The 14,458-nt window shown below is 74.0% G+C and carries 7 protein-coding genes and 1 pseudogene; 7 read left to right on the forward strand and 1 reads right to left on the reverse strand.

The window, feature by feature from the left end:
* Positions 1-26: 26 nt before the first annotated feature.
* From smc to ftsY, 3 genes and pseudogenes are all read left to right on the forward strand, one after another.
* Positions 27-3,604 (forward strand): annotated as a pseudogene (smc, locus tag A949_RS32990) (chromosome segregation protein SMC).
* Between the two features lie 238 nt (positions 3,605-3,842).
* Positions 3,843-5,282 carry a sugar porter family MFS transporter gene (locus tag A949_RS0109735; RefSeq protein ID WP_019355817.1) on the forward strand — a complete coding sequence of 480 codons (1,440 nt, stop codon included), beginning with the start codon at positions 3,843-3,845 and terminating at the stop codon, positions 5,280-5,282.
* 375 nt (positions 5,283-5,657) lie between these two features.
* Positions 5,658-6,890: a signal recognition particle-docking protein FtsY gene (ftsY, locus tag A949_RS0109745; RefSeq protein ID WP_026004500.1), complete on the forward strand. Its 1,233-nt coding sequence runs from the start codon at positions 5,658-5,660 to the stop codon at positions 6,888-6,890.
* 138 nt (positions 6,891-7,028) lie between these two features.
* On the opposite strand, the gene A949_RS0109750 is transcribed toward ftsY, so the two are convergent.
* Positions 7,029-7,760, reverse strand: a complete 732-nt coding sequence (locus A949_RS0109750) for a bifunctional DNA primase/polymerase (RefSeq protein ID WP_019355820.1) — start codon at positions 7,758-7,760, stop codon at positions 7,029-7,031.
* 351 nt (positions 7,761-8,111) lie between these two features.
* Between A949_RS0109750 and nsdA the strand changes: the two genes are divergently transcribed.
* From nsdA to A949_RS0109770, 4 genes are all read left to right on the forward strand, one after another.
* Positions 8,112-9,680 (forward strand): transcriptional repressor NsdA, encoded by a 1,569-nt coding sequence (gene nsdA, locus A949_RS0109755; protein WP_037706076.1) that lies wholly within the window; start codon positions 8,112-8,114, stop codon positions 9,678-9,680.
* 260 nt (positions 9,681-9,940) lie between these two features.
* A complete protein-coding gene (locus A949_RS0109760; protein WP_019355822.1) occupies positions 9,941-11,266 on the forward strand; it encodes an ammonium transporter in 1,326 nt (441 codons plus the stop codon).
* A complete protein-coding gene (locus tag A949_RS38970) occupies positions 11,263-11,601 on the forward strand; it encodes a P-II family nitrogen regulator (protein WP_019355823.1) in 339 nt (112 codons plus the stop codon). The genes A949_RS0109760 and A949_RS38970 overlap by 4 nt, the downstream gene beginning before the upstream one ends.
* Positions 11,598-14,348 (forward strand): [protein-PII] uridylyltransferase, encoded by a 2,751-nt coding sequence (locus A949_RS0109770; protein ID WP_019355824.1) that lies wholly within the window; start codon positions 11,598-11,600, stop codon positions 14,346-14,348. Before A949_RS38970 ends, A949_RS0109770 begins: the two co-directional genes overlap by 4 nt.
* Positions 14,349-14,458: the final 110 nt, after the last annotated feature.

Below are 14,458 nucleotides of genomic sequence, written 5' to 3' on the forward strand. Positions count from 1 at the left end.
GGCCTCCCTCGGTAAGGTCCGGACGCGTGCACCTCAAGAGCCTGACACTGCGGGGGTTCAAGTCCTTCGCCTCCGCCACGACGCTGCGCTTCGAGCCCGGCATCACCTGCGTCGTCGGCCCCAACGGCTCGGGCAAGTCCAACGTGGTCGACGCCCTCTCCTGGGTGATGGGGGAGCAGGGCGCCAAGTCGCTGCGCGGCGGCAAGATGGAGGACGTCATCTTCGCCGGGACGACGGGCCGGCCACCACTGGGCCGTGCCGAGGTCTCGCTGACCATCGACAACTCCGACGGCGCGCTGCCCATCGACTACTCCGAAGTCACCCTCACCCGGATCATGTTCCGCAACGGGGGCAGCGAATACCAGATCAACGGCGACACCTGCCGGCTGCTGGACATGCAGGAGCTGCTCTCCGACTCCGGCATCGGCCGCGAGATGCACGTCATCGTCGGCCAGGGCCAGCTCGACGGGGTGCTGCACGCCGACCCGACCGGGCGGCGCGCCTTCATCGAGGAGGCGGCGGGCGTCCTCAAGCACCGCAAGCGCAAGGAGAAGGCGCTGCGGAAGCTGGACGCCATGCAGGCGAACCTCTCCCGCGTCCAGGACCTCACCGACGAGCTGCGCCGCCAGCTCAAGCCGCTCGGACGGCAGGCGGCCGTGGCCCGCAGAGCCCAGGTCATCCAGGCGGATCTGCGCGACGCACGGCTGCGGCTGGTGGCCGACGACCTGGTCGCGCTGCGCGAGGCGCTGCGGACGGAGGTCGCCGACGAGGCCGAGCTCAAGCAGCGCAAACAGGCCGCGGAGGCCGAGCTGCGGGAGGCCCAGCGCCGCGAGGCCGATCTGGAGCAGCAGGTCCGCACCCTGGCGCCCCGGCTGGAGCGGGCCCAGCAGACCTGGTACGAACTCTCCCGGCTGGCCGAGCGGGTGCGGGGCACCATCGGCCTGGCCGATCAGCGCGTCCAGCACGCGGCCGCGCCCCAGGCGGAGGAGCGCAGGGGCCGGGACCCGGAGGAGATGGAGCGCGAGGCGGCCCGGATCCGGGAGCAGGAGGCCGAGCTGGAGGCGGCGTTGGAGGCCGCGAGCACCGCGCTGGAGGACACGGTCGCGCACCGGGCCGAGTTGGAGCGGCGGCTGGAGCAGGAGGAGCGCCGGCTCCGGGACGCGGCACGCGCGCTCGCCGACCGCCGGGAGGGCCTCGAGCGGCTGCGCGGGAAGGCGGGGGCCGCGCGCAGCCGCGCCGCCTCGGCCGAGTCCGAGATCGAGCGCCTCGCCGCCGCCCGCGACGAGGCCCTCCACCGAGCCGAGCAGGCCCGGACCGCATACGAGGAGCTGCGCGGCGAGGCCGACGGCCTCGACGAGGGCGACGTGCGGCTGGCGGACCGGCACGAGGAGGCCAAGCGGGAACTGGCCGAGTCCGAGCGGGTGCTCGGCTCGGCCCGCGACGCGCTGACCGCGGCGGAGCGCGAACGCGCCGCCACCTCCGCCCGCCACGACACGCTGGCGCTGAATCTGCGCCGCAAGGACGGCACCGCGGCGCTGCTGGCGGCCAAGGACCGGCTCACCGGTCTGCTGGGCCCGGCGGCCGAGCTGCTGACCGTGACCGCGGGCCACGAGTTGCCGATAGCGGCTGCCCTCGGCGCGGCCGCCGACGCGGTGGCCGTGGCGGACGTGTCGACGGCGGCCGAGGCGCTGCGGCTGCTGCGCAAGGAGGACGCCGGCCGCGCGACGCTGCTGGTGGCCGGCGACCGGGGACGGGCGCCGGGGACCCCCGCGGACATCCCGGCGCCCCCTCCGCGGGCACCCCGGCCGTCTCCCTGGTGACCGCGCCGGAGCGGCTCCGTCCGGCCGTGGAGCAACTCCTCGACCGCACCGTCGTGGTCGACACCCTGGAGGCGGCCGAGGCGGTCGTCCGGGCGCACCCGGACCACACCGCGGTCACCGCGCAGGGTGACCTGCTCTCCGCCCACCGCGCGGGCGGCGGATCGGAGGGCGCGCCCTCCCTGCTGGAGGCCCAGGCCGCGGTGGACGAGGCGGCCGCGCAGCTCACCGAGCTGGAGGAGCGCTGCGAGCGGCTCGCCGGGGAGCAGGACGGGGCCGCCGCCGAGCGCCGGGCGCGGGCGGCGGAACTGGAGGAGATCGCCGCGCGCAGGAGCAGCGCGGAGCGGGAGAAGTCCCGGGTCGCCGGCCGGGTGGGCACCCTCGCGGGGCAGGCCCGGGCGGCTGAGGGCGAGGCCGAGCGCGCCGCGGCCGCGGTGGCCAAGGCGCAGGAGTCGCTGGCCGCGGCCCGGCAGGAGGCCGAGGAGCTGGCCGAGAGTCTGGCCTCGGCCGAGGAGGCGCAGGAGGCGGAGGGCGCCGAGGACCCCGACACCTCGGTCCGCGACCGGCTCGCGGCCGACGGCGCCAACGCGCGCCAGACCGAGATGGAGGCCCGCCTCCAGGTCCGTACGCACGAGGAGCGGGTCAAGGCGATCGCGGGCCGGGCCGACTCGCTGGACCGGGGCGCCCGTGCCGAGCGCGAGGCCCGGGCCCGGGCCGAGGAGCGGCGGGCGCGGCTGCGTCACGAGGCGGAGGTCGCGCGGGCTGTCGCGGACGGGGCCCGGCAGCTGCTCGCCCATGTCGAGGCGTCGCTGGAGCGGGCCGGACAGGAGCGCGAGGAGGTCGAGCGGACCAAGGCGGAGCGCGAACGGACCCTGACCGAGGAGCGGGGCCGGGGCCGGGGGCTCAAGGAGGAGTTGGACAAGCTCACCGACTCGGTGCACCGCGGCGAGGTGCTCGGCGCCGAGAAGCGGATGCGCATCGAGCAGTTGGAGACCAAGGCGCTGGAGGAGCTGGGCGTCGAGCCGGCGGGGCTGGTCCGCGACTACGGCCCCGACCAGCCGGTCCCGCCGTCCCCGCCGGCGGAGGGCGAGGAGCTGCCGGAGGACCCGGAGCATCCGCGGAACACGCCGGTGCCGTTCGTCCGGGCCGAGCAGGAGAAGCGGCTCAAGGCGGCCGAGCGGGCCTACCAGAAGCTGGGGAAGGTCAACCCGCTGGCGCTGGAGGAGTTCGCTGCGCTCGAGGAGCGGCACCAGTTCCTGAGCGAGCAGCTGGAGGACCTGAAGAAGACGCGCGCGGACCTGCTGCAGGTGGTCAAGGAGGTGGACGAGCGGGTCGAGCAGGTCTTCACGGAGGCCTATCACGACACCGCGCGCGAGTTCGAAGGTGTCTTCGCGCGGCTCTTCCCCGGCGGCGAGGGCCGGCTGGTGCTCACCGACCCGGGCGACATGCTGTCCACGGGAGTGGACGTGGAGGCCCGGCCGCCGGGCAAGAAGGTCAAGCGGCTCTCGCTGCTCTCGGGCGGCGAGCGGTCCTTGACGGCGGTCGCGCTGCTGGTGTCGATCTTCAAGGCACGGCCCAGTCCGTTCTATGTGATGGACGAGGTCGAGGCGGCGCTGGACGACACCAATCTGCAGCGGCTGATCCGGATCATGGAGGAGCTCAAGGACAGCTCCCAGCTGATCGTGATCACCCATCAGAAGCGCACGATGGAGGTCGCCGACGCGCTCTACGGGGTCTCCATGCAGGGCGACGGCGTGTCCAAGGTGATCAGCCAGCGGCTGTCCTGACCGGCCGGCGCGGTGACCGGAGCCGGCTTCTTATCTTCATAAGTCGAACGATGATCTCGCTTCATGTGCTCTGAGTCGCAGAAGCCGACCTATTGACTTCATGAATTGAACATTTACAGTCTGAGAAGCCGCCGTTAAGCCGGAGGTCGGCGCGATTCCCCCGCGTCGGCCCGTCTTCGTTCCTTGCACGGTGGTGTCCCCACCCGGCACCGGCGCCGGGGAACCTCAGGAGAAGAACGTGACCAGCACAGCGCAGGAAGCGCAGGCGCCGCAGCCGCGGCCAGGCACCGGAGCGCACACCGCGCCCCTCGGCCGTGTCGTCTTCATCACCGCAGCAGCCGCCATGGGCGGCTTCCTCTTCGGCTACGACAGCTCAGTGATCAACGGGGCGGTGGAGGCGATCCGCGGCCGCTTCGACGTCGGCTCCGCGATGCTGGCGCAGGTCATCGCCGCCGCCCTGATCGGCAGCGCGATCGGCGCCGCCGTCGCCGGACGGATCGCCGACCGAATAGGCCGCATCAAGGTCATGCGGCTGGCCGCCGTACTCTTCGTCGTCAGCGCCGTCGGCTCGGCGCTGCCCTTCGCCCTGTGGGACCTGGCCATGTGGCGGGTGCTCGGTGGCATCGCCATCGGTATGGCCTCCGTCATCGGCCCGGCCTACATCGCGGAGGTCTCCCCGCCCGCCTACCGCGGCCGCCTCGCCTCCTTCCAGCAGGGCGCGATCGTGCTCGGCATCGCCGTCTCGCAGCTCGTCAACTGGGGCATCCTCAACCTCGCCGACGGCAAGCAGCGCGGCGACGTCGCCGGACTGGAAGCCTGGCAGTGGATGCTCGGCATCATGGTGATCCCCGCGGTCGGCTACTTCCTGCTCTCCTTCGCCATTCCGGAGTCCCCGCGCTTCCTGATCTCCGCCGGCCGCCAGGACAAGGCCCGCGAGGTGCTGGCCGACGTCGAGGGCGAGCACGGCGGCCTCGACACCCGGATCGGCGAGATCGAGACCGCGATGCGCAGCGAGCACAGGTCCACCTTCCGGGACCTGCTCGGCGGGCGCTTCGGCCTGCTGCCCATCGTCTGGGTCGGCATCGGGCTCTCCGTCTTCCAGCAGCTCGTCGGCATCAACGTCGTCTTCTACTACTCCTCGACGCTGTGGCAGTCGGTGGGCATCAACCCCGAGAGCTCGTTCTTCTACTCCTTCACGACCTCGATCGTGAACATCATCGGCACCGCCATCGCCATGGTCTTCGTCGACCGGGTCGGCCGGAAGCCGCTCGCCCTGATCGGCTCCGTCGGCATGGCCCTCTCACTGGGCTCGGTCGCCTGGGCGTTCTCCGCCAAGACCGGCTCCGGCGACAACGTCTCGCTGCCGGACGTGCAGGGCGTCGTCGCACTGGTCGGCGCGCACACCTTCACCCTGTTCTTCGCCCTCTCCTGGGGCGTGGTCGTCTGGGTGCTGCTCGGCGAGATCTTCCCGAACAAGATCCGCGCGGCCGCGCTCGGTGTCGCCGCCTCCGCGCAGTGGGTGGCCAACTGGGCCATCACCGCGAGCTTCCCGAGTCTCTCGGAGTGGAACCTGTCCGCCACCTACGTCGGCTACACGGTCTTCGCCCTGCTCTCGATCCCGTTCATCCTCAAGTGGGTGCCGGAGCCGAAGGGCAAGGCGTTGGAGGAGATGGGCTAGCCACCCCGCCGCCCACTCCTCGCACGGCGCTGCCCCGGTTCCTTCGCCAGGAGCCGGGGCAGCGGGCTGTCCGCCGCCGGGAGCCGGCCGTCCGGCGAGCCGTGCTGCTCCTCGACGATGAGGGAGGTCACACCGTGCGCGTCGGCGTAGCCGGCCATCTCCGGCGCGGCCCGGTGGCGGTCCCCGGGCCGGCTCGCCCGCCGCCCCTCCGCCCGGGGGCCGTTCGGGCCGGACGAGCGGGAAACAGACGCCGGTCGGCACGGTCGCGGGGTACCCCCACCCGGTGGACGGCGGTGCGGGTGCTGGACCGTGGTGGAGCACGCGCGAAGAGAGAAGGGCCGCGCAGCCCTGCCGGTGGTCGATACTGGAGCCGCTATGGAAATCGTCATCCTTGTAGTAGTCATCGCCGTGGTCGCGCTCGTCGCGGTCAGCGGGCTCGTGGTCAGCGGCCGGAGGAAGAAGGCGGCCGGAGCCCAGCAGCCCGACACCGCCGGGAGCACCACCGAGACCCCCGCCCGCACAGCCGAGCCCAAGGTCGGAGAGGAGGCGGAGGCCCCGCCCGAAGGCGCCCGCCGCACCGTCGAGGAGGTCGGCCTTCCCGAGGCCGAGGAGGCGGCGGCCGAGGCGCCCACCACCGCAGCGGAGGCCGCCGCCGCGCCCGAGGTCGAGACCCCGGCACCGACGGCCGGACGGCTGGTGCGACTGCGCGACCGGCTCTCCCGCTCCCAGAACTCCCTCGGCAAGGGGCTGCTCACCCTGCTGTCCCGGGAGCACCTGGACGAGGAGACCTGGGAGGAGGTCGAGGACACCCTGCTGACCGCGGACGTCGGGGTCGGCCCCACCCAGGAGCTGGTCGAGCGGCTGCGGGAACGCGTCAAGGTGCTCGGCACCCGCACCCCCGACGAGCTGCGCGGCCTGCTGCGCGAGGAACTCCTCGCGCTGGTCGGCACCGAGCTGGACCGCACGGTGCACACGGAGGTGGAGGGAGCCGTCGACCGCCCGGGCGTGGTGCTCGTCGTCGGCGTCAACGGCACCGGCAAGACCACCACCACCGGCAAGCTCGCCCGGGTGCTGGTGGCGGACGGCAAGTCGGTGGTGCTCGGCGCGGCCGACACCTTCCGCGCCGCGGCGGCTGACCAGCTCGAAACCTGGGGCACCCGGGTGGGCGCCCGCACGGTCCGCGGCCCGGAGGGCGGCGACCCCGCCTCGGTCGCGTTCGACGCGGTCAAGCAGGGCACCGAGGCGAGCGCCGACGTGGTGCTGATCGACACGGCGGGCCGGCTGCACACCAAGACGGGGCTCATGGACGAGCTCGGCAAGGTCAAGCGCGTCGTGGAGAAGCAGGCCCCGGTGGACGAGGTGCTGCTGGTGCTGGACGCCACCACGGGCCAGAACGGCCTGGTACAGGCGCGGGTGTTCGCCGAGGTCGTGGACATCACCGGCATCGTCCTCACCAAGCTGGACGGTACGGCCAAGGGCGGCATCGTGGTCGCGGTCCAGCGCGAGCTGGGCGTCCCGGTCAAGCTCGTCGGCCTCGGCGAGGGCGCCGACGACCTGGCGCCCTTCGAGCCGGAGGCGTTCGTGGACGCCCTGGTCCAGGAGGGCTGACCGGCCGGTACCGGTGTGCGCACCGCCGAGCGGCGCCGCCGCGACGCCCCTCCCGAGGCGTCGCGGCGGCGCCGCTCGCATTCCTGGGGGGTCGCCGCTCGCACCGTGCGCTGTCGTGGTGCGCCGCGAGCGGGCGGGCTAGCGCACGGCCGCGGGCCCGTCCGGGGTGCGCGGCCGCACCACGGACGAGCGGTGGCAGACGTAGGCGAGGGTGCCCAGCAGCAGCCGCGCCTGCGGCGGACGGCCGGCGCGTTCCAGGGCGGGCGGCCGGAGCCAGCGGACGGGGCCGCGGCCGGCCAGATCGGAGGGCGGTGCCGTGATGTGCTGGCCCTCTCCTCTGCCGCGCAGGTCGAGGTCGGCGTCGTCCCAGCCCATCCGGTAGAGGAGTTCGGGCAGTTCGGCGGCCGCGCCCGGCGCGACCAGGAACCAGGCGCGCCCGGCCGGGGTCGCGGCCACCGGGCCCAGCGGAACGCCCATCCGCTCCAGCCGCGCCAGTGCGCACAGCGCGGCGTGCTCGGCGACCTCGAGCACGTCGAAGGCGCGGCCCGTCGGCAGCAGCATGGCGGCGCCCGGGACCGCCGCCCAGGCGCGGGTCGCCTCTTCCACGGTGGCGCCCGCCGGTACCTCCAGCGAGGCGTCGAGCGGATGGTCGCCGGGGGAGGGGCAGGCCCGCGCGCCGCAGGAACAGACGACCCGGCCGCCCGAGCGGGTGGCGCGGGCGCCGGGGACCAGGTCCCAGCCCCACAGGCTCGTGTACTCCGCGACACGGGTGCACAGCTGGGCGCGTTCGCGCCGGCGTGCGCCGGGCCGCAGTTCGCGGATCTCGCGGATGCCGCTGAGACCGCTGATGGCACCGATCGTGAAGCCCATGCTCACTCCAACGGTTCCCGAATGCTTATGGTTACGAATACGTTGCATACAGTGACGGGCAGGACTCCTGGGGTCTCCTGAGGCGAGGGCGGGGTGCGGTGGGGGCGGCTTCCCGTGGAGTTGTTTCCCTGGTGTCAAGTCAAGCGCCTCCGTGCGCCTCAGGGTTCATTCGAAGGGGTGGCGAATGGTGGCGATTCTGCAATTACACTCGCCTCGTTCGTGATCGTAGGATTACTTTCGGTACACACAGTGGAGAGCGCGGCGACCGACTATGCCGGAGGCATGGGGGCGTCTAGGGCGCGGCGGGCGCGGCGGAGCGCGGTCCGGTCCGGAGCGCGTCACCGAAGCGGGATGGGGGCGTTACCAGTGGCTGAGCGAGGCCAGACGGGCAAGAGCCCGAACGAGCGGCTGGGCTCGTGGTTCATGCGCAGCGGCTGGTCCAAGGGCGAACTGGCACGCCAGGTCAACCGCCGCGCCCGGCGGATGGGCGCGCATCACATCAGCACCGACACCTCCCGGGTACGCCGGTGGCTGGACGGCGAGCAGCCCCGCGAGCCCATCCCGCGCATCCTCTCCGAGCTGTTCTCCGAGCGGTTCGGCTGCGTCGTGGCGGTCGAGGACCTCGGGCTGCGCCCCGCCCGGCAGTCCCCCGCGGCCTCCGGCGTGGACCTGCCCTGGGCCGGACCGCAGACCGTGGCGCTGATCAGCGACTTCACCCGCAGCGATCTGATGCTGGCCCACCGCGGCTTCCTGGGTGCCTCACTCTCCGTGTCCGCGGGCCCCGCGCTGATCGAGCCCATGCAGCGCTGGCTGGTGCCGGGCACCGGCGCCGAGGCCGGACCCTCGGGGGAGCAGCCGGCGGCCCCCGGACTCACCGTCCCCGCCCCCCGCGACGGGCAGCACCGCGGGGCGGGCCACGGCGAGGACGGCGCGCCGCGGCGCGGGCCGCAGCTGTCCGCACCCGAACTGGAGCTGCTGGAGCAGACCACCGAGATGTTCCGCGGCTGGGACGCCCAGTGCGGGGGCGGGCTGCGCCGCAAGGCCGTCGTCGGCCAGCTCCACGAGGTCACCGATCTGCTCCAGGAACGGCACTCCGAGGCTGTCCGCCGCCGGCTCTTCCGCGTCACCGCCGAACTGTCCGAGCTCGCCGGCTGGATGAGCTACGACGTCGGGCTCCAGCCCACCGCGCAGAAGTACTTCGTGCTGGCCCTGCACGCCGCCAAGGAGGCCGGCGACCGGCCTCTGGGGTCGTACATCCTGAGCAAGATGAGCCGGCAGATGATCCATCTGGGCCGTCCGGCGGACGCGCTGGAGCTGGTGCACCTGGCGCAGTACGGCAGCCGGGAGGGCGCCACCGCCCGCACCCAGGCCATGCTGCACGCCATGGAGGCCCGCGCCTACGCGAACATGGGGCAGCCGGGCAAGTGCAAGCGTGCGGTACGGATGGCGGAAGAAACGTTCACCGACATCGACCGCTCGGACCCGGACCCCGACTGGATCCGGTTCTTCTCCGAGGCCGAGCTGTGCGCGGAGACCGCGCACTCCTTCCGGGACCTGGCCTACTCCTCCGGCCGCAGCCCCACCTACGCCTCACTCGCACGCCCCGCGATGGAGCGGGCCGTCGAACTGTTCGCCAGGGAGGCCCGGGAGACGCAGGGCGGCGGCCACCGGCGCTCCTACGCGCTCAACCTGATCGGCATGGCCAGTGTGCACCTGCTCCAGCGGGAGCCCGAAGGCTGTGTGGCCCGGGCCAGCGAGGCCCTCGGCGTCGCCAAGCGACTGCGCTCGGAGCGCGTCAACAACCGGCTGCGCCGCACCACGGCCGGCGCCGTCCGCGAGTTCGGGGAATTCGCGGACGTGGTGCAGCTCAGCGAGCGGCTCCAGGCTGAGCTGGCCGAGAGCGAGGCCGCCGCGGGCTGACCCGCCCGGGCGGCGGCTGGCACCCACGGCGCACAGCGACCGGGGAGCGCAGCGTACGCGCGTTCCCGCACGGAAAGCCGCGCTTCATCTCCTCGTAACAGCGGCGGGCCGGTTTTCACGGCCTGGAAACACCCGGGGGCGACGGCGGAAACCGGGCTTCGGAAACCTGGCATTCAGTCCGCCCTCCCTTCCTTCTTCGGCCGGGAGGCGCCCCTACGATCCGGCCCCCGCAGGACCGCGACCCCGAGGAGACGCCCACAGTGAACGGCGCGGATACCACTTTCGTCTTGGTCAGTGCGTTTCTCGTGATGGTGATGACGCCTGGCCTCGCCTTCTTCTACGGCGGCATGGTCCGGGTGAAAAGCGCCCTGAACATGCTGATGATGTCCTTCATCTCGCTGGCGATCGTCAGCGTGCTGTGGGTGCTCTACGGCTACTCGCTGGCTTTCGGCCCGGACACCGGCGGCGTCGTCGGCAATCTGGACTTCGTCGGCCTCAAGGGCATCTCCGCCGACTCCCTCACCGGGAAAGGCGGCATTCCGGTCTTCGCCTTCGTCCTCTTCCAGATGATGTTCGCGATCATCACTCCCGCACTGATGAGCGGCGCCCTCGCGGACCGGGTGAAATTCAGCGCCTGGGCGGTGTTCCTCACCCTCTGGGTGACGGTCGTCTACTTCCCCGTCGCCCACTGGGTGTGGGCCGAGGGCGGCTGGCTCTACGACCTCGAGGTCATCGACTTCGCGGGCGGCACCGCCGTGCACATCAACGCCGGTGTCGGAGCGCTGGCCGCCGTACTCGTCGTCGGCAAGCGCATCGGCTTCAAGAAGGACCCGATGCGTCCGCACAGCCTGCCGCTGGTGATGCTCGGTGCCGCACTGCTGTGGTTCGGCTGGTTCGGCTTCAACGCCGGCTCGGAACTCGCCGCCGACGGCACCGCCGCCAACATGGCGCTCAACACCCAGCTCGCCACCGCGGCCGCCATGCTCGGCTGGCTGGTCTACGAGCGGGTGAAGCACGGCGCGTTCACCACGCTGGGCGCCGCCTCCGGTGCCGTGGCCGGGCTGGTGGCGATCACCCCCTCCGGCGCCGCGGTCAACGCCATGGGCGCGCTGCTGATCGGTGTCGTCGCGGGCGCGGTCTGCTCGTGGGCGGTCAGCCTCAAGTACAAGCTCGGCTTCGACGACTCGCTGGACGTGGTCGGCGTGCACCTGGTCGGCGGCGTCATCGGCACCCTGCTGGTCGGCTTCCTGGCCGTGGACGGCGTGGGCGGCCTCACCCAGTTCGGCAAGCAGGCGCTCGGCGCCGGCTCGGTGATGGCCTTCTCCTTCGTGGTCTCCTGGCTGCTGGCCAAGCTCGTGCACGCCACGATGGGCTTCCGTGCCGACCCGGACGACGAGGCGGCCGGGGTCGACCAGGCGTTCCACGCCGAGACCGCGTACGACTTCAGCGCCGTCGGCGGCTCCTCGGTCCGCGACCGGGGCGGCCCCGCGGCCGCCGGATCCGCCGCCGCGGGGAGCGCGGCCGCGCAGGCCCCGCGTGCGGACAGCGCCCGTCACGACAGCCACGACAGCAAGGTGGACGCATGAAGCTCATCACCGCCGTGATCAAGCCCTACCAGCTCGACGAGGTGAAGGAGGCGCTGCGGGCCTTCGGCGTCCAGGGCCTCACCGTCACCGAGGCCAGCGGCTACGGGCGGCAGCGCGGGCACACCGAGGTCTACCGGGGCGCCGAGTACACCGTCGACCTCGTCCCCAAGGTGCGCATCGAGGTCCTGGCGGAGGACGAGGAGGCCGAACAGCTCCTGGAGATCGTCGTCAAGGCCGCACGCACCGGCAAGATCGGCGACGGGAAGGTGTGGACGGTGCCCGTCGAGACCGCCGTCCGGGTGCGCACGGGCGAGCGGGGACCGGACGCGCTGTGAGGGACGCGGCGACGGCCCCGGCGGCGGGAGCACCGGCAGCGGACGGCACCGCACGATCCGCGGGCGACGGCTTCCCGGGCACGCGCGCGTGCCCGGGAGCCGACCCCCGCGACGCGGACGAGGGCTACGCGGCCGCCCGGGTGCGGCTCCTGCAGGACGCCGAACTCTCCGGACCCGACCGGCGCCGCGCCCTGTCCGCGCTGACCGACCAGTGGCTCGCCGCGCTCTTCGGGCCCGACGCGCCCGCCGGGACCGCGCTGGTGGCCGTCGGCGGATACGGACACGGCGAGCTCTCCCCGCGCAGCGACCTCGATCTGCTCCTGCTGCACGACGGCAGCACCGACGCCGCCGCCCTGGCCGCCCTCGCCGACCGCCTCTGGTACCCCGTCTGGGACCTCGGCCTCGCCCTCGACCACTCCGTCCGCACCCCGGACGAGGCGCGCACCGCATCGGCCGACGACCTCAAGGTGCAGCTCGGCCTGCTGGAGGCCCGCCACCTGGCCGGGGACGCGGACCTCACGGCGCAGCTGCGCACCGCCGCGCTCGGCAGGTGGCGCGCCCAGGCCCGCACCGGGCTGCCGGAGCTGCGCGAGTACGCCACCGAGCGGGCCCGGCGCCACGGCGAGCTGCGGTTCCTGCTGGAGCCCGACCTCAAGGAGGCACGCGGCGGACTGCGGGACCTCACCGCACTGCGCGCCGTGGCCGCCTCCTGGCTCGCCGACGCCCCGCGGGAGGGGCTGCAGCAGGCCCGGGACACCCTCCTCGACGCCCGTGACGCCCTCCATCTGACCACCGGCCGGGCCACCGACCGGCTCGCGCTCCAGGACCAGGACCAGGTGGCCGAGGCGCTCGGCCTGCTGGACGCCGACACGCTGCTGCGCCGCGTCTACGAGGCGGCGGGCGCGGTCTCCTACGCGAGCGACGTCACCTGGCGCGAGGTCGAGCGCGTCCTGCGGCCGCGCACCGCGTCCCCGCGCGGTGCCCGGCTGCGCGGGCTGCTGGGCGGCGGCAGGCGCTCCACGGTCCGCCCCTCGGGCGAACCCGCGCCGGAGCGGACCCCGCTGGCCGAGGGCGTCGTGGAGCACGAGTGCGAGGCGGCGCTGGCCCTGCACGCGCGGCCCGACCGTGATCCCGTGCTGCCGCTGCGCGCCGCGGCGGCGGCGGCACAGGCCGGCCTCCCGCTCGCGCTGCCCGCGGTCCGCAAGCTCGCGCGCACCGCACCGGACCTTCCCGTGCCGTGGCCCGCCGAGGCCCGCGAGGAGTTCGTCACCCTCCTCGGTGCCGGGGAGGCCACCGTCCCGGTGTGGGAGGCCATGGACGCGGCCGGTCTCATCGCCCGCCTGCTGCCCGACTGGGAGCGGGTCCGCTGCCGCCCCCAGCGCAACCCCGTGCACCGCTTCACCGTCGACCGGCACCTGGTCGAGACCGCCGTACGGGCGGCAGCGCTCACCCGCCGCGTGCACCGCCCCGATCTGCTGCTGACCGGTGCGCTGCTGCACGACATCGGCAAGGGGTGGCCCGGGGACCACTCGCTCACCGGTGAGACCATCACCCGCGACCTGGCGGCCCGCATCGGCTTCGACGGGGCCGACACCCGGACGCTGGCCGCTCTGGTCCGCCACCATCTGCTGCTCGTCGAGACGGCGACCCGGCGCAATCTGGACGACCCGGCCACCATCCGGTCCGTCGCCGACGCCGTGGGCTCCCTCGGCACCCTGGAGCTGCTGCACGCCCTGACGGAGGCCGACGCGCTGGCCACCGGCCCGGCCGCCTGGTCCGCCTGGCGCGCCGCGCTCGTCGACGACCTGGTCTCCCGGGTGGCGGCGGTGCTCTCCGGCGCCGCCGTCGCCGACCAGACCGGCGGGCAGGAGCTGACGGCGGAGGGGGAGCGGCTGGCGATGGAGGCCTGGCGCACCGGCGGTCCCGTCCTCGCGCTGCGGCCCCAGCAGGGGGCCGGCGGCGGCCGGGCGGCGGCGGAACCCCGTACGGACGGGGAAGCGGCCTCCGGGGGTGCCGGACCCGAACCCGGGCCCGAACCCGGGCCCGAACCCGTCGGCGTGGAGCTGCGGGTGGCGCTGCCCGAGCAGCCCGGGGTGCTGCCCGCGGTCGCCGGGGTGCTGGCGCTGCACAAGCTGACCGTCCGGGCCGCCGATCTGCGGCTGGTGGAGCTGTCCGCCCTGGCCGGCTGCGCACCGCAGGGCCCCGCCGACAGCCCGGACGGGAACGGCCCGGCCGGGCAGGGCCCTGCGGAAGAGGGCCCGGACGGGCGTGGCGCGACGGTGCCGACCGGTGCGACCGCCTCCGGGGAGATCCCGCGGGTCCTGCTGCTCACCTGGCGCGTCGCCGCGCAGTACGGCTCGCTGCCGCAGCCCGCCAGACTGCGCGAGGATCTGGTGCGGGCGCTCGACGGCTCCCTGCGGCTGGCCGCCCGGCTGGCCGAGCGGGAGGCCGCCTACCGGCCGCGCCGCAGCGCGGCGGCGCAGCCTCCGCCGCCGCGCGCCACCGTCGCTGCGGGCGACTCGGCGGCCGCCACCGTCCTGGAGGTGCGGGCCCAGGACGCTCCCGGCCTGCTGCACCGCATCGGCAGGGCGTTGGAGGAGGCCGGGGTGCGGGTCAGCAGCGCCCATGTGAGCACCCTGGGCGCCAATGCCGTCGACGCGTTCTACGTGACGGACGCCGCCGGATCCCCGCTCTCCGAGGTCGCGGCCGCCCGGCTCGCCCAGCGGCTGGAGGCCGAGCTGCGCTGAGCCCGAGCGCCCCGCGCGGACCGGGAGGAGTGCCGGATCCGGACAGGCGGGCCGCTACCGTCCGCGAGGCGGCTACCCTTGGCAGAGATTGCCTCCGCCACCGACCCGAG

The organism is Streptomyces sp. AA1529, assembly GCF_000280905.1.
Lineage (GTDB): Bacteria > Actinomycetota > Actinomycetes > Streptomycetales > Streptomycetaceae > Streptomyces.

Coding starts and splice junctions, on each gene's coding strand:
- ftsY (WP_026004500.1), top strand. CDS start 5,658: ATGGAAATCGTCATCCTTGTAGTAGTCATCGCCGTGGTCGCGCTCGTC.
- nsdA (WP_037706076.1), top strand. CDS start 8,112: ATGGGGGCGTTACCAGTGGCTGAGCGAGGCCAGACGGGCAAGAGCCCG.
- A949_RS38970 (WP_019355823.1), top strand. CDS start 11,263: ATGAAGCTCATCACCGCCGTGATCAAGCCCTACCAGCTCGACGAGGTG.
- A949_RS0109750 (WP_019355820.1), bottom strand. CDS start 7,760: ATGGGCTTCACGATCGGTGCCATCAGCGGTCTCAGCGGCATCCGCGAG.